This window comes from Pedobacter sp. T50_32 (assembly GCF_057652195.1).
The window spans coordinates 254,428-276,794 of record NZ_JBYFBY010000003.1 but is presented as its reverse complement, the minus strand read 5'-3'; the positions used below and the strand labels follow the sequence as shown (position 1 = coordinate 276,794).

10 protein-coding genes are annotated in these 22,367 nt (G+C 39.6%); all 10 read left to right on the top strand.

The window, feature by feature from the left end; all coding sequences use genetic code 11:
- The first annotated feature begins 97 nt into the window (after positions 1-97).
- The 10 genes from AC23ME_RS11930 (at position 98) to AC23ME_RS11885 (ending at position 22,316) form a co-directional block, all read left to right on the top strand.
- Positions 98-4,228: a hybrid sensor histidine kinase/response regulator transcription factor gene (locus AC23ME_RS11930; protein ID WP_487727995.1), complete on the top strand. Its 4,131-nt coding sequence runs from the start codon at positions 98-100 to the stop codon at positions 4,226-4,228.
- Positions 4,229-4,530: 302 nt separating this feature from the next.
- A complete protein-coding gene (locus tag AC23ME_RS11925; RefSeq protein ID WP_487727994.1) occupies positions 4,531-7,704 on the top strand; it encodes a SusC/RagA family TonB-linked outer membrane protein in 3,174 nt (1,057 codons plus the stop codon).
- 8 nt (positions 7,705-7,712) lie between these two features.
- A complete protein-coding gene (locus tag AC23ME_RS11920; RefSeq protein WP_487727993.1) occupies positions 7,713-9,416 on the top strand; it encodes a RagB/SusD family nutrient uptake outer membrane protein in 1,704 nt (567 codons plus the stop codon).
- 57 nt (positions 9,417-9,473) lie between these two features.
- Positions 9,474-12,509, top strand: coding sequence for a SusC/RagA family TonB-linked outer membrane protein (locus AC23ME_RS11915; protein WP_487727992.1), 3,036 nt, complete (start codon positions 9,474-9,476; stop codon positions 12,507-12,509).
- A 4-nt stretch (positions 12,510-12,513) separates the two neighbouring features.
- The gene (locus AC23ME_RS11910; protein ID WP_487727991.1) at positions 12,514-14,268 is read left to right on the top strand and encodes a RagB/SusD family nutrient uptake outer membrane protein; all 1,755 of its coding nucleotides are present in this window, start codon (positions 12,514-12,516) and stop codon (positions 14,266-14,268) included.
- 9 nt (positions 14,269-14,277) lie between these two features.
- Positions 14,278-16,098 carry a glycoside hydrolase family 2 protein gene (locus AC23ME_RS11905; protein WP_487727990.1) on the top strand — a complete coding sequence of 607 codons (1,821 nt, stop codon included), beginning with the start codon at positions 14,278-14,280 and terminating at the stop codon, positions 16,096-16,098.
- A 35-nt stretch (positions 16,099-16,133) separates the two neighbouring features.
- On the top strand, positions 16,134-17,213 hold the full coding sequence (locus AC23ME_RS11900; RefSeq protein ID WP_487727989.1) for an endo-1,4-beta-xylanase: 1,080 nt from the start codon (positions 16,134-16,136) through the stop codon (positions 17,211-17,213).
- 24 nt (positions 17,214-17,237) lie between these two features.
- Positions 17,238-19,718, top strand: coding sequence for a T9SS type B sorting domain-containing protein (locus tag AC23ME_RS11895; RefSeq protein WP_487727988.1), 2,481 nt, complete (start codon positions 17,238-17,240; stop codon positions 19,716-19,718).
- A gap of 14 nt (positions 19,719-19,732) precedes the next feature.
- Complete coding sequence (locus tag AC23ME_RS11890) at positions 19,733-20,617, top strand: PorP/SprF family type IX secretion system membrane protein (protein WP_487727987.1); 885 nt, start codon at positions 19,733-19,735, stop codon at positions 20,615-20,617.
- A 100-nt stretch (positions 20,618-20,717) separates the two neighbouring features.
- Complete coding sequence (locus AC23ME_RS11885) at positions 20,718-22,316, top strand: hypothetical protein (RefSeq protein WP_487727986.1); 1,599 nt, start codon at positions 20,718-20,720, stop codon at positions 22,314-22,316.
- The last annotated feature ends 51 nt before the right edge of the window (positions 22,317-22,367 follow it).

The following is a 22,367-nucleotide window of genomic DNA, read 5'->3' as shown; positions in this document are numbered from 1 at the left end:
ACAATTTCCCTAAATATCAGTTTTGCTTAATTCTTAAATAGATTAGGTCTTTTACCAAAGGATTGGATATATTTACAATCACTAACCAATTCCCCCTTTGGCATTTAGATTTAACATACCCGTTTTAACAGGACTGCTGCTTTTTGTATTAGCCAATTCCGTAGGTGCACAACAGGCACCTATAAAATTTACCCATCTATCTTTTAAGGAAGGCTTGGCACAAAGCCCCATTTCCACTATCGTTAAAGATAGCAAGGGCTTTATTTGGTTAGGCAGTTGGAAAGGTTTAACCCGTTACGATGGTTATACATTTCGCATTTTCAAACATCAGAATAACCAGCCTAAAAGTATCAGTAACAACAGAGTAAATGCTATTGTAGAGGATAAACTAGGTAAACTATGGATTGGTACATCCAATGGACTTAATATCTATAATCCAGCTACAGAAGTATTTAAAAGGGTTGATATTAAAGACATTAAAGGTGGAAGGAACTACATTTCTTCGGTACTAATAGACAGTTATCAAAATGTTTGGACAGCCACTTTTGCGGGTGTTAAATTAGTAGATACGCAAAAATGGGTACTTAAAGAGCAGATTGGCTTAAAGGATACAACATCCAACAGTTTATACACAGCAGTTTCATTTACCATGTTCGAGGATAATGCCAAGAGAATATGGGTAGGATCTAAAAACGGCGTAAAACTGTTCAATCCAAAATCTAAGAAGCTTCTAGCGCTACCTAGATCAATTGCTAACTCTAAGGAGTTAAATGCTGCGAAAATCATCGTTATAAGACAAGACAAAGCTGGCAATTTATGGTTCGGTTCAGAAACTTCTGGCCTGTTTAGATATGAACCTAAGAATGATAAGCTCAGCGTATTTAAATATCAGGACAATAATTCTAAAAGCGTTCTGTCAAATTGGATCAGGGATGTTTATGTTTACGATCAAAAGCACATTTGGGTAGGAACACGTAATGGATTGAGTATATTCGACACTCAAACGGAGCAATTTACAAATCACACACATAGCGCAGTAAATCCAAACAGTTTAAGCGATAATACCATCTGGAGCTTTATGCAAGACGAGGCTTCTGGAATTTGGATTGGTACTTTTGCTGGTGGATTGAACGTCTATTATCCATCTAATGCAAACTTTGGCAACATTGGCGAACGTATTGGTGAGAGAATGGGTCTCTCTCATTTGGTAGTAAATGCTATTTCTGAAGATAAAGATGGTGGTCTGTGGGTTGGAACTTATGGTGGCGGCATAAATTATTTAAATAGAAATACTGGCGCTTATCGTTATTTTGATATCCGTAACGATCAAAAGCAAACACGTAACGGTGTAAAATCATTAGCGGAAGATAATGATGGAAATTTATGGGTAGGTACATTAGATGGATTATGTCACTTCAATAAAGACACTAAGAAAATTCGGTTCTACAAATTTGCCGTAACACAAGGGAAATTTAGCGAAAACCTTATCAACTCTATTATTCCAGAAACTGATGGCGTATGGGTAGGTACAAATGGGGGTGGAATGAGGCATCTAAGACCTGACGGTACTTATGAAACCTTCGTGCATTCGCCCCAAGACAAATCGAGTATCAGCGATAATTTTGTGGTTTCCTTAATTAAAGACGTCCAAAACAATCTTTGGATTGGTACACAAAATGGCCTAAATTATTACGATCGTAAGAAAAACACATTTAAGCGTTTCATCAAACGCAACAAGCCAAATACACTTAGCAATAATAGTATCATCACGATGTTTAAAGATTCTAAAGATAGACTTTGGATAGGAACAGATGGCGGTGGTTTGAACTATTATAACCCGATAACAGACAAGTTTTTCGCACTAAACGAACAAGAAAATCTAACCGATGAAGTGATCCATGCGATAGTAGAAGATGAACTAGGCAATATTTGGTTAAGTACTGATAATGGATTGTACAAACTGCACTTCAAGAATTTTAGTTTGCCATTTTCTGCTAAAAATGTCGAAATCACTCATTATAATGCTGACGATGGTTTGGCGAGTAACCAATTCCAAACTAATGCCGGTTTAAAGTTGAGGAGTGGTGAGTTGTTGTTTGGTGGTATAAATGGCTTGACTTCGTTCTTTCCCGATCAACTCATCAAAAATAAAATAAAACCGAAAGTAGCTTTTACTGATTTTTTAATTAGGAATAGACCTGCTTTGGTAGATTCCGCTGGCTCACCGCTTAAAAAATCAGTTACTTTTTCAGATCATATCGAGTTAAAATATGATGAAGGTTACATCACCATCAAGTTTGCGGCTTTAAATTTCATCAACCCAGAGAAAAACCAATATGCTTACAAAATGGAGGGCATTAGGGGCGATGATTGGCATTATTCGGGTACGCAACGTGAAGCAAATTATACCAATTTAAGTCCTGGGAATTATACGTTTAAGGTAATGGCAGCCAATAATGACGGTTTATGGAATACCGAGCCAATTACCTTGTCAATTAAAGTTTTACCGCCTTGGTGGCAAACTTGGTGGGCTTTTTTAATTTACGGAGCGATTATCTACTATGTCGCCTTAACCATTTACAAGTTTCAAAAGAACAGATTAAAATTGAAACGTGAATTGTATTTGGAGCATCTGGAAAAGGAAAGGCAGGAAGAACTCCATCAAATGAAAATAGACTTCTTCACTAATGTTTCGCATGAAATTAGAACTCCGCTTACCTTAATTCTTGGTCCCATAGAGAAAATGTTGATGGGCTCTGGACTAAATGCATCCGCAAACAAGCAATTGATCCAAGTACAACAGAATGCCAATAGACTAATGCGTTTGGTAACCGAGTTAATGGACTTTAGAAAGGCAGAAAGTGGACACATGAAACTTGCTTTCTCGGCTTGCAACTTCATTCAGTTTGCAGAAGAAATTTATCTATCATTTCAAACCCTAGCGCAAGATAAACGCATTGATTACCAATTTGAAAGCGATACAAAAGAGCTAGAAGTTTATTTTGATAAGGATCATTTAGAAAAAGTGCTATTCAATTTACTTTCTAATGCGTTCAAGTTTACGCAAGAGGGCGGTAAAATCATCTTTAAAATCGAAGCAAGCGATGACAATATTTCGGTTAAGGTTATTGATAATGGTAGGGGAATTTCGCAGAAGAATATTGAGCAATTGTTCACTAAGTTCTTTCAGGTTTACAACGAAGAGGTTTCTAATAGTGGTTACGGGATAGGCTTAGCTTTGTCTAAAAACATAGTAGAACTGCACAAAGGAACTATAGATGTGGTGAGTAATATTGAGGATGAGCATAACAAGCAAACAACGTTTACGGTAACCTTACCCTTAGGGTCGGCTCATTTAGATCAAAATGCGATTATCCCTGAATATATGAACAGCGATAATCCGGTGCACTACTATTTGCAGTCGGCAGCAAACGAAATTATTGCCGATACAGATACCACAGACACTTTACATAAGTACAGCATCTTAGTTATTGAAGACAATCTCGAACTGCGAAACTTCATTAAAGATTCGTTCAAAAGCCAGTATCGGATCATTGAAGCGGCCAATGGGGTACAGGGCTTGGAAATGATCTTGTCAGAACTGCCAGATTTGATTATAAGCGATGTGATGATGCCAGAAATGGATGGCTTGGAGTTGTGCCGAATAATTAAATCTGATGAACGCATCAACCATATTCCTGTAGTACTGTTAACTGCCAGAGCTGCTTATATCCATCAGGTTAATGGGTACGAAAAAGGTGCCGATGCTTATATCACCAAACCATTTAGCACACAGATTTTAGCACTGAATGTTAAAAACATATTGGCTACTAAAGAGGCAGGCCGACAAAAATTTGTGCGGGATATTTTGCTAAATCCAGCACCAATTAAGATCGAATCGCCAGACGATAAGTTTTTAGCAAAGCTGATGCAGATTATTGAGCAAAATATAGATAATACAGATTTCGACGTTACAGCACTAACTCAAGAAATTGGGATGAGTAAGACTGTACTTTATAAAAAAGTTCAATCCATTACCAATCTTTCGGTAGCAGACTTAATAAAATCGATAAGATTGAAACAAGCAGCACACTTGTTAGATATTAATCAAATGAGTGTGGCCGAAGTAGCATTTGCTGTTGGTTTCAACGATAGGAAATATTTCAGTAAGGAGTTCAAAAAACAATATGACGTAAGCCCTTCGGAGTACTTAGCTAATAAGCAATAGGTTTATGTTTATGAATTGAAATTTCACGAAAATTGCCTTAGATTAAAAGAAAAGACAATTTTACCCCTAATTACGGACGATTTTACCCCTCTACTTTAAGCCAGTCTATACATCTTTGCTACAACCAAATATTGTATGATGAAACCGCTAACTAACCAAACAGCGTGTGCAGCGCTAAATTCCAAATCCCAAAAAGTTTATTGCTTAGGTGTTGAAACATCTTATCTATTGATGTGCTTGCATATCGAAGGAACTGCTGTAGCTAATATATTTTAACTAACCATACTATTAAGCCGAATTGAATGATACTACTTTACAAAAGATTTAGTTTTTGTTCGTTACGATTACCAAAAGAAATTGCACACCATGCTAAGAAGGTGTGGCTACTGTTCTTGATGCTTAGTTGCAGTGCCATACTGTATGCACAGAACAGAACAATTTCTGGTAATGTGAAAGACAATCAAGGTTTGCCAATCCCTGGTGCATCTATTAAACTAAAAACTGCTGGCACTACTGCTATAAGTGACGGCGATGGTAAATATACCATTACTGTTCCTGCCGGACCTGCCATTTTAGTATTTAGCTACATTGGTTTTGTACAACAAGAAATTACTGTTCCGTCGGGAGTTAGTACTCAAAATGTTGCTTTAAAAGAAGATAATACCAATTTGAATGAGGTGGTGGTAGTAGGTTACGGTGCACAAAAGAAGTCTACTTTAACAGGAGCCATCAGTACCATTAGTAGCAAAGAGATTTTGCAGTCTCCAACATCTAACGTTACCAATAGTTTAATAGGTAGAACTCCAGGCTTAGGAGCTGTACAACGTAGTGGACAACCAGGTTCAAATGCAGCGGTAATTAACATTCGCGGTTTAGCTACTTACAATGGTTCAGGTGCTATAGTAATTGTAGATGGTATTGAGCGCCCAGATTTTGGAGACATCGACCCAAATGAAATTGAGAATATAAACGTACTTAAAGATGCATCTTCTACAGCTATTTTCGGTATTAGGGGTGCAAACGGTGTAATTATCGTTACCACCAAATCTGGAAAAGAAGGTAAACCAAAAATAAGTTACAGCGGTAATGTAAGCCTACAAGGATACACAGGTATTCCGAAATCATTAGATGCTTACACCAATGCCTACTTAATTAACGAAGCCAATAGAAATGATGGATTAGCGCCAACCTGGAGCGATAATGCCTTGCAAAAATTTAAGGATGGCTCAGATCCTTTAGGTTATCCAAACATCAATTGGTTTGATTATGTGACCAGAAAAACCTACCCACAAACACAACACAACGTAAACGTAAGTGGGGGTACCAAAATGGTTAAATATTTTGCTTCGGTGGGCTATCTTTTCGAAGATGGAATTTTCAAAGAGTTTGATTCTCCTTACCAAATCAATACAGTTCCTAATTACAACCGTTATAATTTCCGCTCTAACTTGGATATCAAACTAACGGAAGACTTAGAAATAGGAGTAAGATTAGGTGGTCGTTTGCAGAAAAGATATCAGCCAAGCGGCTTACAAGGAAATTCTTTCTCTTACGATAATATTGAAGGAATGGTATCTCGTATTTTACAAGTTCCTGCCTTTGCTTATCCGGTTACATTGCTAGATGGTCGCTTAGCGCAAAACCCAAGTGTGGGTACAAATATTTGGAACCCATTAGGTGTTTTAACCCGTTGGGGAACAAGAAATGACGATTTTAATAACGTACAAAGTACATTTAACTTAACCTACAACTTAGGTAAGGTTGTTAAAGGACTTTCATTCAAAGCTAATTTAGGTTACGATTCTTATTTCGAGAACATCACCCGTCGTAATGCAAGTTGGGCTGCTTATGTGATAGATAGGGACTCTAAAGAGATTACGCTAGCTGGAGATAGACCTAGAGATGAACCTTTAAGTGGTTTAATTAGTAGCCACGGAGGTACAATCCACACCAATATTCAGGCAGGTTTTAACTATAATAGAAGTTTCGGTAAGCACAATTTTTCTGGTGTAGCCTTAGGTACTCGTCAGTTGATTAACGTACAAGGTTCTACTGCAACTACGGCACCGCCGAGAGCTTCGCAAGGTGTGGTAACTCGTATTACCTACAATTATGCTGATAAATATTATGCAGAATTTAACGCCGCCTACAACGGTTCAGAAAACTTTCCAGTTGGCTTAAAATATGGTTTTTTTCCAGCAGTATCTGCAGGTTGGACAGTAAGTAGCGAAGATTTCATGGATAACGTAAAATGGATTAGCTACTTGAAGTTACGTGGTAGTTACGGTTTGGTGGGTAGTGACGAAATTGGACAACGTTTCCTTTACATCACTAGTTATCTGCGTAACGCTGCAGGGTTTACAGCTTCTACGCCAGCCTATAGCAGACCAGGAATGCCTGTGCATTTCGGTGATCCTACCAGTGTAGTTACTTATCCAGTGGTGTACTTGCCTAACAGCGCTATTGGTAACCCCGAAATTACTTGGGAAACTGGTTTAAAGCGTAACATCGGTATCGAAAGTAAATTTTTCAAAAATGCACTCTCATTAACTATCGATTTGTTTGATGAAACCCGCAAAGACATTTTAACCAATAGAAACTCAGGTTTAACAAGTTTAGGACAGGGTTATCCAGCCTTAAATGTTGGTGAGGTTTACAATAAAGGTTATGAAGTAGAACTAGATTACAGTAAGCAAAAAGGCGAACTAACTTATGGAATTAACACGCAGGTTTCCTTCGCCCGTAACAGGATCGTAAGTAGGGACGAGCCTATTGGGCAACCTAGCTACCAAAAACAAGAAGGTAAGCGTGTTGGGCAGTTTTTTGGCTACGTAACCAACGGTTTCTACACTTCTCAGCAAGATATTGATAGTTATGTGCCAAATGAACTGGGCAGACCAATTCCTGGAGATTTGAAATACGTAGATATCAATGGAGATGGTCGTATCAATAGCGATGACAGAACTGCAATTGGCTATTCTAGGGTACCAGAATATATTTTCAGTTTATCTCCAAGAGTTGCCTACAAAGGGTTTTCGGTTTCGGTAATGTTGCAAGGCGTAACTAATGTAAGTTCTGATGTAATCTTAACAGAGCAAAACAACGGCCAGCAAATGTATGAGTTTATGTTGAACCGTTGGACACCACAAACCGCCGCTACGGCAACTTGGCCGGCATTGCACTCTAGGGGTAACACATTTATTAGCTACCAATTAAACGATTTCATTTTGCAAGACGCTTCTTACATCAAGCTGCGTAACGTAGAAGTTTCTTACACCTTGCCAAAAAGATGGTTAGAGCCTTTAAAAATCTCGTCAATGAGAGTGTTTTTAACAGGACAAAATTTAGCTACTTGGACCAAATTTAAGATGTACCTAGATCCAGAAAACATCAACGTTACCAACAACGATTTTTCGAGACAATCTATTTACCCTACATCGAGGATATACAATTTAGGTGTAAACATTCAATTATAAGCATGAACATGAGAAACATATATTATTCTTTCGTTTTCCTTTTTGTTGCTCTTGCTGTTACTTCATGCAAAAAGGACTTTCTAGATCGTACGCCATCGGCAGATTTAGATGAGAAAAAAGTATTCAGCGATCCAGCTTTGGCCATCGCTTATGCAGACAACGCCTACAACCATTTGATAGACGATTATGCAAGGTTTAATGCACATCGTGGCACTACATCTCAAGCATCAGACGAAGCGGTTTCGGGCAATACAGATGTTGGTGTTCGTACCCTAAACCAAGGCTTATTCCACGATCATTACGAACGTGGTGGTGCACAGCTAAATGATATTGGTGACGTATGGGATAGGGCTTATGCAGGTATTAGAACAACCAATACCATGTTGGCAAAAATGAACGAAATTCCATGGACAGATGCACAAATTAGTGCTAAAACTCCGCAAAGAATTACTGGAGAAATGCACTTTTTACGAGCATTTCTCTACTTTGAACTGATCAAACGATTTGGTGGAGTGCCAATTTTCGATAAACCAGCAAGTATTTTCGATAACATTGATATTCCCCGCAATTCTTACCAAGAGTGTTTAGATTTTATATTGGCTGATATTGACAAAGCTGTACTTCCAGATGCCTTACCAGATCAGTACAATGCTTCTAATTATGGCAGAGCAACCAAAGGTGCAGCACTAGCGCTAAAAGCTAGAGCGTTACTGTACGCTGCAAGTCCGCTAAATAACCCTACAAACGAAGCAAGCAGATGGAATGCGGCAGCTAACGCAGCAAAAGCAGTAATGGATATGAACTTGTATTCGTTACAAGCCAGCTATAATGACATAATGAATGTAGCTAACTCTAGCGAATACATTATGATCAAAATCCGTCCACCTCGTGTAATTGATGGTTTCCTACTAGATTTTGTGATGTCACCAGGTTCTGGCGGTGCACAAGGATCTATGAACCCGACGCAAAACCATGTAGATATGTACGATATGCAGGCTACAGGCTTGCCAATCACAGATCCGGCTTCGGGTTATAATCCACAAAATCCTTATGTAGGTAGAGATCCACGTTTTGACGCAAATATTTTATACAATGACGTGCCTTGGCAAGGCCGCAGAATGGGAATGTGGTCGCAAACTAATGGTACAACCACCACCTATGGTGCCGATTTTAGACCAAACAACATCATTTACTCTGCTACTCGCTACTACTGCCGCAAAATGTGGCCAGAGGTTTATGTGAGAAACGCCACTCAAAGAGCGCTATTCAATTACATTTTCTTCAGATATGCAGAAGTGCTGTTAAACTATGCCGAGGCTACCAACGAAAGTGAAGACACACAAACGGCAAGAGATTTGGCCATTACCGAAATCAATAAAATAAGAGGTAGAGTAAATATGCCAAGCATTCCAAACACCTTAACGCAAGCCCAGCTAAGAGAAGCTATTGTGAAAGAGAGAGCGGTAGAACTTGCTTTTGAAGATTTTAGATGGTACGATTTGATCCGTTGGAAGCGAGCAAAAGATGTGTTAACGCAACCGATAAAAGGGATGGATGTAGTAAGAAACGCAAATGGAAGCTTTACTTACAATGTGATCACTTTACCGAACCTTTACCAAAAAAGATTTACCGATCACATGTATTTGTATCCAATTCCGAGAAGGGAAGTATTTAAGAGCAACGGCATTTTAATACAAAATCCAAATTGGTAATAAGTAAGATTTGAAACATTTTTTGTGTGAGCTAACCATAAATAATAAATAAACTAGATGAAGTTCCTAACCAGATATATATTACTTTCTTTACTGAGCATAACTTTCTCTCAGCGTGTTTTGGCACAAACAGAGCAAATTACTGTAAAAGGTAAGGTTGTGGATCAAAGTGGTGCCGCAATTGCTGGAGTTGCAATTGTGGTGCAAGAAAAAACAAGCGGTGTCACAAGCGATAAAGATGGAAGATTTTCTATCGAAGCCAGTACCAACGACCGCTTTGTTTTTAAGGCGGCGGGTTATAATATCCACTATGTGCCAGCTTTAGAAATTAAGGAAAATACACCAATTACCTTGGTTAAATCTTTAATTGCCGCGGGCGATGATGACAATGTTTATATCCCCTTTGGCGTGAGAAAAAGGAGAGAAGTAACCGCAACAATTACCACGGTAACCGATAAAGATTTACCACAATTGCCACTATCAACCTTAAACAATGCCCTAACGGGACGTCTTTCGGGCTTACATATTCAGCAAACTGGTAATCGCCCAGGTACAGATGATGCTACATTTTTGATTAGAGGAAGATCTTCTTACAACAGTGGCCAATCGCCTTTAGTTTTGGTAGATGGCGTAGCCCGTGAGTTTGTAGATATGGATTTGAATGAAATTGAAAGTATCAGCGTACTAAAAGATGCGGCTTCGCTGTCTTGGTATGGTATGTACGGTGCCAATGGTGTTGTTTACGTGGTAACCAAAAGAGGTAATGCAAGTGCCACCAAAATAACTTTAGATGCGCAGGGAGGTGTACAAACGCCAACAACCTTAATCAATCCGCTACCTTCTTATGCCTATGCTTACTTATACAATGAAGCCCGCCAAAATGATGGTCAAGCACCTCAGTATAACCAACAAAGTTTAATTGGTTATTATACCAAATCAGATCCTTACTTATATCCAGATGTAGATTATACTTCAGAGTTTTTAAAGAAAATATCGCCAGTGCAACGTTATGTAGCTACAGTAAGCGGCGGTAATGCTTTTGCTAGATACTTTACCTCGGTAAGCTTTTACGATCAGGATGGTTTATATAAAGGTGGAGAAACACCGAATTTCAATTCAAATACTAATTTTAGAAGATATAATTTCCGTACCAATTTAGATTTACACATCAATAAAAATCTAGATGTTACTTTAGATGTAGGTGGCCGTGTATCTAACCTACGCTATCCAAGAGATGGTAACGGTGGATTTTTAAGCGCTATTTTCGGCACGCCTTCTAACGCATTTCCATTAATTAACCCTAATGGTTCTTACGGAGGTAGCACGCTTTTCAGAACAAATCCTTTGGCAATGTTACAAGCAAGAGGAAACATCACGGATGTATATCGTACCCTGTTAGCTACGGTAACCGTTCGTCAAAAACTAGATGCTGTATTGAAAGGCTTGTCGTTAAATGCTGCTTACACCTATGATATGACGGGCTTGTATACGCATGGTTTTACGCAAAACTACATTGCTTACGAGTGGCAGGGTGGAAACTCTTACCAGGGGTATGGAACAGAAACGCCTTTAAACTATGCTTCGAGTACCTTTAGCGACAACCTGCGCAACAACGAGTTTTGGGGTGGTTTTGATTATGATAATACCTTTGGTAACCATGGTTTCAAATTTTCTACCCGTTTTCAGCGTGCCGTGTCAGCTTCAGCAAGTAGGTTAGATGATAGAAGGGAAGGCATATCAAATCGTTTGTCTTACAACTACAAACAACGTTACTTTGCCGATGCCATAGCTACTTATTCAGGTTCGCAAAACTTTATGCCGAGCAAACGCTTTGGTTGGTTTCCGGCAATTGCCGCTGGATGGATCGTTTCTGAAGAGAATTTCTTAAAAGGCAATAAGGTGTTAGAATACTTCAAAATCCGTGGATCTTACGGCATTGTGGGCAACGAAGCTATTGGCGCATCAAGACGTTTTGCCTTTAATAACTATTTTACTAGAGGTGGTACGCAATATTTCTTCGGAACAGGATTTAGTGCAGTACCAAATACCGAACAGTTAGATTTGGCAAACCCTAATTTAACCTGGGAAAAAGCCATTAAATCTAGTGTAGGTTTTGATGCACAGTTCTTAAACCAGTCGTTAACCTTAACTGCCGATGTATTCCGTGAGCACAGGAAAAACTTACTTACGGCAGATTTAGCTCCCTCAATTGTAGGGCAACCTTTGGTAAATATTAATGCTGGCGAAGCTCAATATCAAGGTATTGAAACCAATTTGAGCTACAACAAAACCATCAATAAATTCACCTTTGGTGTACATGGAAACTATACTTATGCCAAAAGTAAAATCTTGAAATTAAATGAGGAAGCTGGCCTGCCTGCTTATCAACGACAAGTTGGCTTTCCAATTGGCGGCGTAGTAAATGGATCAGGAACGGTAAGAAGGTTTTTAGTTTCCGAAGGTTTATTCCAATCGGAAGAGGAAATCGCGGCAGCGCCTGTACAACGTTTTTCGGGAGCTGTTAAACCTGGAGATATCCGCTACAAAGATATCAATGGCGATGGCGTAATCGACAATTTCGACTTTGTAAGCACTAACTATTCTGATATCCCAACCTCTTACTTCGGTTTTGGAGGTTCAGCAAAGTACAAAGGTTTCGATATCAATTTCTTATTTCACGGCGTAGCCGGAAGAACTATCCAAATCGGAACTTTGGTAAATGCGGGAACTTCAAATTCGGGCTATATTAACCAGTTTAGTGCTTACCGTTGGACACAAGCTGGAGCAGATGAGGCTTTGTATCCACGTTTAACCATAGCGGATAGAGCCAACAATACACAAAACTCTGATTTTTGGTTACGTAGTGGAGATTTCTTAAGGTTAAAGCACGTAGAATTCGGTTATTCTTTACCTGCAAATACGCTTAAAAAACTTAAAATTTCACAATGCAGGTTCTTTGTTTCGGGCTTTAATTTGTTAACGTTCGATAAGTTAGATGGCTTTCCGATAGACCCAGAAATGCCAGAAGCAGGTTACAATTCTTCGTATCCGGCACTAGCAACCTATGCTTTCGGTTTAAATCTTAAATTTTAATAAGATGGCAATGAAAATCAGACATATCAACATGAAAAAATATATGAGCCTATCTTCCAAAATATTGATGTTTACCGCTTTAACTCCTGTGTTTTCTTCTTGTAAGAAAGACTTTTTGCAAGATGGCAGCATCACAGATGGTGCTATTAAAGGAGAAGAAGTTTGGAAAAATGACGCATACGCAAGAGGTGTGCTCAATAATGCTTATTTCGCTATCCCAGAAGGATTTAGTATTGATGGTAACGGTGGAATGTTGGCTTCTGGCTCTGACGAGGCAGTAAATTCTGGGGCAAACGCAACCATCAGCATTTTTAACAATGGCACTTGGGGGCCAGTAAGAACTGTAGATGATGAATACAGTAATCTTTACGAAGGTTTAAGGAAAGTAAACCTATTCTTGGAAAATCTTCCTATTGCAGAAATTATTCCTACTGATGGTTTAACGGTAGCAGAAGACAAAAGCAGGTTAGAGGGACAAGCCTACTGTTTGAGGGCTTGGTTACATTTCGAGTTGGTAAAACGTTACGGCGCCATTACTTTAGCTACACGTGTTTTTAGTAGGGATGAAAATCTAAATCTGCCAAAGAACACTTACAAAGAATGTTTAGATCAAATTATTGCAGATTGCGATAAGGCAATTGCATCAAACATTCCTGTGTTTACGAGAGAAACAACGGCCAACAAGTTTGCTTGGCGCACTGGCGATTATGGTAGAGCTACCAAAACTGCTGCAATGGGTTTAAAATCTAGAATGTTGTTGTATGCCGCTAGTCCGCAGTTTGCAGCGCAAAGCGGAGTTACTTGGCAGCAAGCGGCAGATGCAGCCAAAGCCATCATCGATTTAAATGTACATAGTTTACGCACCAACTACACCAACGTGTTTAATTTCGGTGCCGATCCATACAATGTGGAAGTACTTTTTGCTACCAGAGCTCAAAACAGAAACGATATTGAGCAACAGCAAGCACCGATTGGCTATGATGGCGCCAGCGGCAGAACAAACCCAACCCAGGAGCTGGTAGATGCTTTTGAAACTACAGATGGAAAGCTGATTACCGATCCTTCGAACGTTACCTACAATGAGAATAATCCTTATGTAAGTCGCGATCCTCGTTTTGCATTGGTGATTAACTACAACGGTAGGATGTTTAAATCTACAAGAGCAGTGCAAACCTACGTTGGCGGTTTAGATGGTTTAAATAGAAACATTAACGCTACTAGAACAGGCTATTACATGCGCAAGTTTTTAAGCGAAGCGGCTACTTGGAACCAGCAATCTAATACGTTGGCTCGCCGTCCGTGGGTGGTGCAACGTTATTCAGAAATATTGTTGAACTATGCAGAAGCTTTAAATGAAGCGCAAGGCATTGCCGCTGTAACTGAAGTGCTAAGGCATGTAAACATGGTTAGAGCACGTGCTGGAGTTACGATGCCTGCTTTGCAAACTACAAATCCTGCAGGTAATGGTTATGTGGCACTAACACAAACCGCAATTAGAGCACGTATTCATAACGAAAGAAGAGTAGAGCTTTGTTTCGAAGGTCATCGTTTTTTCGATGTAAGAAGATGGAAACAGGGCGAACTTTATTTCAATAAACCAGTAACCGGAATGCGTATCACCATAGATGGTTCGGGCGCTATTCTCTACAACCGATTTGAAGTAGAAAGACGTTACTTCCAAGAAAAAAATTACTTATATCCATTCTCACAAAACACCATTAATCGTCAGCCTGCGCTAGTACAAAACACAGGTTATTAAAACTTTATTATGATTAAGCTAAATAAATACTTCCTATTATTATTACTTTCCGTTGCTTTCTTATCGGCAGATGCACAATTGGTGCAAAACATCTTTGGCCGTAAACATTTAAGTCTAAATGGCCGATGGAATTACATCATCGATCCTTACGAAATGGGTTACTACGATTATCGCCATGAACCCTTTGACCAATCTAAATCTGGTAAGGGAGGCTTTTACGACGACAGAGCGCAAGTAAACAAAACGGAGCTAATTGAGTATAACTTCGATTTATCGCCAACCGTAAAAATTCCTGGCGATTGGAATTCTCAGGTAGAAAAACTGGAGTTTTACGAGGGTACGGTTTGGTTCAGACAAAAGTTTGTATCAAATCCAGTAGCTGATAAAAAGTACATTCTTTACTTCGGTGCGGTAAATTACGAAGCACATGTTTACCTAAACGGGAAAAAATTAGGTGTACACAAAGGTGGATTTACACCGTTTCAGTTTGATGTAACTGGTAAGTTAAAAAACGGACAAAACTTTGTAGTAGTGAAGGCCGATAATACCCGTAAACAAGATGAAATTCCTACGGTTAATACCGATTGGTGGAATTATGGTGGTATTACCCGCGATGTAGTTTTAGCTGAATTGCCAAACAACTACATCAACGATTACAAAATTCAGTTAGCTAAATCTAACTCAAAGCAGATAGAAGGTTACGTGAAATTGAGCAGTGCATCGGCTAATCAAAAAGTGGAAGTGAGCGTTCCAGAAGCTGGCTTAAAAACAACAGCTACAACAGATGCAAATGGCTTAGCTAAAATTAGCATTCCAGTAAAGAATTTATCGTTGTGGAGCCCAGAAAACCCGAAGCTTTACCAAGTAGTAATTACGTCTGCCAGCGATAAAGTGGAAGATAAAATCGGTTTTAGAACCATCGAAACTCGTGGTCAAGACATTTTATTGAATGGAAAATCGATCTTTTTGAGAGGTATTTCGCTACACGATGAAAACCCGCTTATTCCGGGCAGGTTGCGCGGACAGGGTGATATGCGTATGATGTTGCAGTGGGCCAAAGAATTGAACTGTAACTATGTGAGGTTAGCTCACTATCCGCATAACGAAGAAATGAACCGTTTAGCAGATGAAATGGGCCTATTGGTTTGGGCAGAAGTTCCTGTTTACTGGACCATTTCTTGGGAAAATCAAGATACTTACAACAATGCAGAGCAACAGTTAACAGATTTAATTGAACGCGATAAAAACAGAGCAGCAGTAATTATTTGGTCTATTGGTAACGAAACACCTTTAAGCGAGCCACGCTTTAAGTTTATGAGCAAGCTGGCAGACAAAGTGAGAGAACTAGATCAAACTCGTTTGGTTGGTGCTGCTTTAGAGGTTCATCGTAAAGGATTTGACGTAATTGTTGATGATCCGCTAGGAGAAAAATTAGACTTGGTAAGCTTTAATCAATACGGTGGTTGGTATTGGGAGCTGCCGAAGGAATTATCTAAATATAAATTTCAGATAAAGTACAATAAACCTGTGGTAATTACCGAGGTAGGAGGTGATGCATTAGCAGGTTACCATGCTGATGAAGACACTCGCTGGTCTGAAGAATTTCAAGAATCGCTTTATAAGCACCAGATCCCTTTTATGAATACAATGAGCGGTTTACGTGGTATGACACCTTGGATTTTGACAGATTTCCGTTCTCCACGCCGTCAACATCCTTTCTTCCAAGATTTCTGGAACAGGAAAGGCTTGATATCAGAAACTGGAAAGAAAAAGAAAGCATTTTATGTGCTGAAAGATTTCTACGATCAAACTCAGGTAAAATATAAATAAGGTATTCAGGCAGTTCATTTCTAAAACACTGAAAAATGAAAAAGTATAGCATATTAATAGTTGCGCTCGGATTAATTTTTGGAGGATGTCTTAAAGGACAGAACGACCCAGTTTTTCCTTCGCCAGAACTTACCATTCCCATAGATGAAAGCACTAGCTTGCAAAAAGCTTTACCATTTAAAATTGGTGCAGCGGTAAACAACGGTTTGTTGAGAACCAGACAGGCCTATCGGGATGTAGTAGTAAAGGAGTTTAATAGTGTAACTTCAGAAAATGCAATGAAGTTTGCGCAATTGCACCCTTCTGAAAATACCTACACTTGGACAGAAGCAGATTATTTAGTTGATTTTGCGCAACAAAATGGCAAGAGGGTACACGGACATACCTTAATCTGGCATAAAAATCCGCCAAACTGGGTGTTAAACTTCCAAGGTGATGCAGCAGCTTGGGATAAATTACTGAAAGACCACATTACAGCCGTTGTTTCTAGATATAAAGGTAAAGTTGTGTCTTGGGATGTAGTAAACGAGGCTGTAGCTGAAAATGGATCATTGAGAACAGAGAGCATCTGGTTGCAGAAGTTAGGGCCAGATTTTATAGAAAAAGCTTTTCGCTACGCACATCAGGCAGATCCAGATGCACTATTGTTTTATAACGATTATGGTCATGAATTTGGCCCTACCAAAAGAACAGCAATCATCAATCTAGTGAATGGTCTTTTGCAAAAAGGTGTGCCAATCCATGGCGTCGGAATGCAAATGCACACTCGCTATACGCAATCTAATGCAAACCTTTCGGCTGCAATTACTACTGCTGCTGCGACAGGTTTAAGAGTACATATTGCAGAGTTAGATATTGCAATGAACCCAGATAACATTCAAGATTTGGTCTACAGTGCAGGTTTGGCAGAACAGCAAAAAGCCAAATACGAATTTATTGTACGCACTTTCAATGCAATTCCAAAACATCAGCAATTTGGCATTACTACTTGGAACGTTGGCGATTCGGATAGTTGGATTAGAGGAGAATATAAACGTCCAGACTGGCCACTTCCTTTCGATGATAATTACAACAGAAAAGCTGCTTATCAAGGCATTTTAGACGGTGTGAAATAACATCCTTACTAAAAAACAAACCAGATGAAGAAAACAATATGCTTAATCATAGGTGCTTTGGCAACCATAAGTACCTCATTTGCACAATTTGCTTCCGATAATATTGCGGTTTACCGTTTTGGAGATGGAAACACCTTAGTAAACGGGGGCAGGGTTCCAGTTTTTATAGACGAGTATAATCCGCTAACAGGCGAAAAGGTACGTACAATTGCCGTTTCTAGGGCTAATGCTGGTAGCAATTACGGTATCGAAGGCTTAGGTTTAACTGGCGGAGGAGGCTACGAAACTGAAGGTTTTCCAGCACTGTCAAGAGATGGGGAGATTTTCTCGATCATTGGTCGCCATCCTACAAACTCGGCTCAATTTGTTATCGGTACTATTAATGCTGCAGGTGTATTTAGTTCAAATACTTTAGTAATAGATGGTATTGGAGCACCCCGTTCTGCCGTAATAGAAGGAAATGCAGTTTATTACAACGGATACCAAAACGGAGTGATGTACAAAACCTTAGGCACTGCAACTGCCGGGACAAGAGTTTCTTCGGGGCAAGCGGCGCCACGTGTGTTGTCTATTGCCGAAACTATCTTAGGCAACAACGAAGGATTAAGAATATTTGCGCCTATTGGAGGTACTATCACGCAATTGGCAAATGCTTCTCCGTTGCCAACTTCATCGGTAAACTTTTCAACGGCTCCAAACTTTCCTGGAGCTGCAATGCCATTTAACGTTCACCATGCAATTGCCATCAAAGCTTATGGTAGAACAATTGTTTATGTTTTAGATGACGGAAACACTTCGGGTTCTGCACCGGTAATTAGAAAGTACAGAAGTAATTCGGGCGGTAGCGATTGGTTACCACTAGGAAGTGTAAGTGTGCCAGCAACTACTAAAAACCTAGCTGTAAAGTTTGATGCCGCAGGTGCAAAACTTTACTTTACTACCTTGGGTACGCCAGGCACGCAAAATTCTAGCATTTATAGGTTAAATGATGATTTTGCTACAGCTTTAGCTAGCGAAAGCAAGCAATTGAGCGGCACACCTGTATTAATTGCTACTGCACCGGCTAACACTTCATTTAGGGGCGTAACACTTGCCCCAGGATATCTAAAAGCTCCTTCTACACTACAAGCTAACGTAATTTCCTTAACGGAAGTTAGGTTGAATTGGCTTGACAATTCTAGCACAGAAAGTGGATACGAAGTAGAACGTTCTACCGATGGCGTGAATTATAATTTGTTGACGACCACCACTCAAAATGCTGTTCAGTACATAGATAATACTATTACAGCTGGAACCACTTATTACTACAGAGTAAGAGGAATTGAGGGCACTGCTCGTACCATTTATACCAATCCTGCTAAAGCCGAACTTGGTGCAGGCATGGTTACTGATTTGAATTTTGCAGCATTAACAGTGTACGAGGGCAGACCAGTAGGAACAGAAGTTGGTACATTTACGGTAACTCCTGCAAATACTACAGTTGCTACCTACACTTTGGTAGCAGGAAACGGTAGTGCAGACAATGCCAAGTTTAGAATTGTAGGCGACAAGCTGCAAAATAACGTGTTGCTAGATTTCGAAGCACAGGCGAGCTATCAGGTAAGGGTTAGGGCAACATCTTCATCTAACTTCATTTTTGAAAAAAGCTTTACAGTTACCGTTAATGATGTAAACGAAGCACCGACTATAGATTTGGTAACCGAGAAGGTAGTCTGTGAAGGAACGGAAGAACATATCATTGTATTAACTGGCATTACTGCTGGTCCTGAAGTTGGACAAACCTTAACTGCTACAGTAAGCGCAAGTCAGCCAGCACTTTTTCAAAGCCTTCAAATTAATTTGTTAGGTGGTGGTAATGGCGAAATCCGTTACCGTTTAAATGCAAATGCAACTGGAGAGCCTGAAATATCGATTACGCTTAAAGACAATGGCGGTACAGCCAACGGAGGTGTTGATACACACACAACTAAATTTATTTTGAAAGTATTTGCGTATCCCACAGTTGCCATTAACTCAGATAGAGGCAACATTGTTGATAAAGGTTTAGCAGTTAGGTTAACCGCATCTGGCGGAACTTCTTACCAATGGGAAAGCAACCAAAGCATTGTGGGGAACACCAACACCGCTGAAATTACCGTGAGACCTTCAGTTAAAACTACATATAAAGTAACGGTTTCCAATGCTGGAGGTTGTACATCTACTGCCGAATTTACTATCGATGTTAATGATAATTACAATATAGTAACCGCTGCAAATTTAGTTTCGCCAAATGGCGATGGTGTAAACGATTTCTGGATCATCAAAAACATAGATATGTATCCGCAAAGCTCGGTTAGGGTTTTCGATAGGGCGGGCCGTGTAATTTTCGATAAAAAAGGTTACCAAAACGATTGGGATGCTCGAGTTGGAGGTGCTTCGTTAAAAGCAGACACCTACTATTACATCATTGATTTTGGATCAGGTTTGCCTAAAAAGAAAGGTTCATTAACCATAATGAATAACTAATTAGCGTGTATAAAATGAAGATATATCAAAAATATTTACTTGCAATTGGCTTGCTTACCGTGCTCAGCACAACGCTTAAGGCGCAGCTTAGTCCAATGGGAAACATGTACTTCTTTAACCAGTATTTGAGTAATCCAGCAATGGCAGGCGCAAAAGATCAGGTTAATGTTAACCTATTGTATCGTAAGCAGTTTAATGAAATTCCGAACGCACCAACTTATCAGGTAGTTACCGGAGAATATGCTTTTTCTGATAGAGCGGCCGTTGGCTTAAATGTAGATTTGTCGAAAAGTGGGCTGATTAATCACAATCGCATCATGGCAAGCTACGCCTATCATTTGCCAGTATCAGCAGCAGGCAAATTGCATTTTGGTCTTTCTGCTGGTGTAGCCAAAGATTTTGTCAATCGTGAAGATATCACAGCAGAAAGCTATGATCCAGTTGTCAATCGCTTTAATGAGATGGGATACCGCTTAGATGGCGACTTAGGTGTAGCTTTTACCGACAACAAGTTCAACCTACAAGCAACGCTACTCAACCTTAACAATCTACTAAAGACAGATCCAAACTTTGTAACTGGTGTCAATTATGCCACATTTTTTACTTCGGCATCTTACAAAATCAGTGCGGCTAAAGATTTGTCAGTTGAGCCAAAATTGGTTTATCGCGGTATTAAAGGAATGGACAATATTGTAGAAGGCGGTTTGGGACTTTCTTATCAGGATTTTAATTTGTTCGGTTTATACCATAGCACTAAAAACGCAACCTTGGGCTTAGGTTTTAAATACCAGCAATTTAAAATTTCTGGCATTTACAGCATTGGTCCATCTGCCATCAGATCATTTACCGGAGGTGATTTCGAAATAGGTTTAGGATGGGCTTTGAGTGGAAAGAAGTAGAACTTGTGAATAATCAAATTCCAACGATCAAAATCGGCCAAGTCGTCAGTTCTATTTAAATATCAAGTAATCAATTTTATTAACCAAAAATAAACAGCATATGAAAAAAAGACTACTCACAATTTTATTAACTGCCGCAAGTGCATTTGGTGCATTTGCACAATTTACAGCAGGTAATTTAGCGGTTTATCGTTACGGAGACGGTACTGCGATGTCTAACGGTACTCGCGTACCAGTATTTGTTGACGAATACACTCCGACTGGAGCTTTCGTAAAAACAATCGCTATCCCACGCACAGCAGCTGGAGCTAACTATGGTTTCGAAGGATTAGGCTTAACTGGTACTGGAGGCTTCGAGGCAGAAGGTTTTCCCGTGCTTTCCAGAGACGGATCGGTGATGTCAATCTTCGGCTATAATCCTGGGCAATCGGGACAATTTGTAATAGGTACATTAAATGCTGCCGGAGCATGGACTGCGAATACTCTAGCAATTGATGCAATCGGGGCGCCACGTTCTGCGGTGGTAGAAGGAAGTGCAGTATATTTTCATGGCAATACCATTGGAGTGAGATATAAAACATTGGGCACAAACACTGTTTCTGAAAGAGTTTCTGCGAACCAGCCAGCGCCTAGAGTTTTAACCATTGCTGAAACTTTGTTGGGCACTAATCCAAGTGTAGTAAATATCTATGCGCCAGATAATAATAACAACTTCCCAGCTAGTACATTAGTAACCACTTCAACCTCTTTTAATTCTTTGATTTTTAGTGGCGGCAATCCTGCAAATGCACATCAGGTAATTGTTTTAAAAAGCCCCGGTGGCCGCACCATGCTTTACGCCTTGGAAGATAATGGAGGTGCGCCAAGAGTAAGAAAATATCGTTCTAATGCAGCTGGAAATACTTGGATAGCTTACGGAGCGGTTAACGTTCCCGTAAATACGAAGAGTTTGTCGGGTACGATTAGCACTGCTGGCGTTAATTTGTACTACACAACTTACGGTACCGTTGGCGGTAACAATTCTAAGCTATTCAAGCTATTTGATCCGTTTACTAGCGGAAACGAACAACTTGATTTAGTAGCAACTGCAACCGAATTGGCAACCGCACCTGCAAATACCACTTTTCGTGGAGTAACCATGGCGCCAGGTACAAGTGTTTTGCCTGTAAAACTTACCGCTTTTAACGCTAACGAAAAAAATGGATCAATCCGTTTAAATTGGTCTACAGCTAGTGAAACTAGCAGTTCGCATTTTGATATCTTACGTTCATCAACCGCTAACGATTTCGTAAAAATCAACGCTGTTACTGCAAATGGTACAACCAATAATGTTTCGAACTACAGTTTTGTTGACGAAACTCCTTTGCCAGGAACTAATTATTACAAATTACAACAAGTAGATTTTAATGGCGATAGTGAAACTTTCGGCCCTGTAAGCGCAACTATTCCAGTACAAAAAACAGATTTCAGCATTGCTAAAGATGGCGCTAACCTAAGTGTAAATATTTATGCAGCCAAAGCAACCAAAGGAAAAATCGAAATTGCAGATGTAAACGGAAAGATTAACCACACGCAATCTGTAAGCCTAGAAAAAGGATATAATAAAGTTAGCATTCCTGCTGCAAAATTGCCAATGGGTTTAAACGTAGTGGTGCTAAACACCGCTGATGGCAGACTAGCTAAAAAGACGATTTTATAAGAAATAGACTAGATTTCGCTCAACACTTATTGATTTAATTCAAAGAAGGAG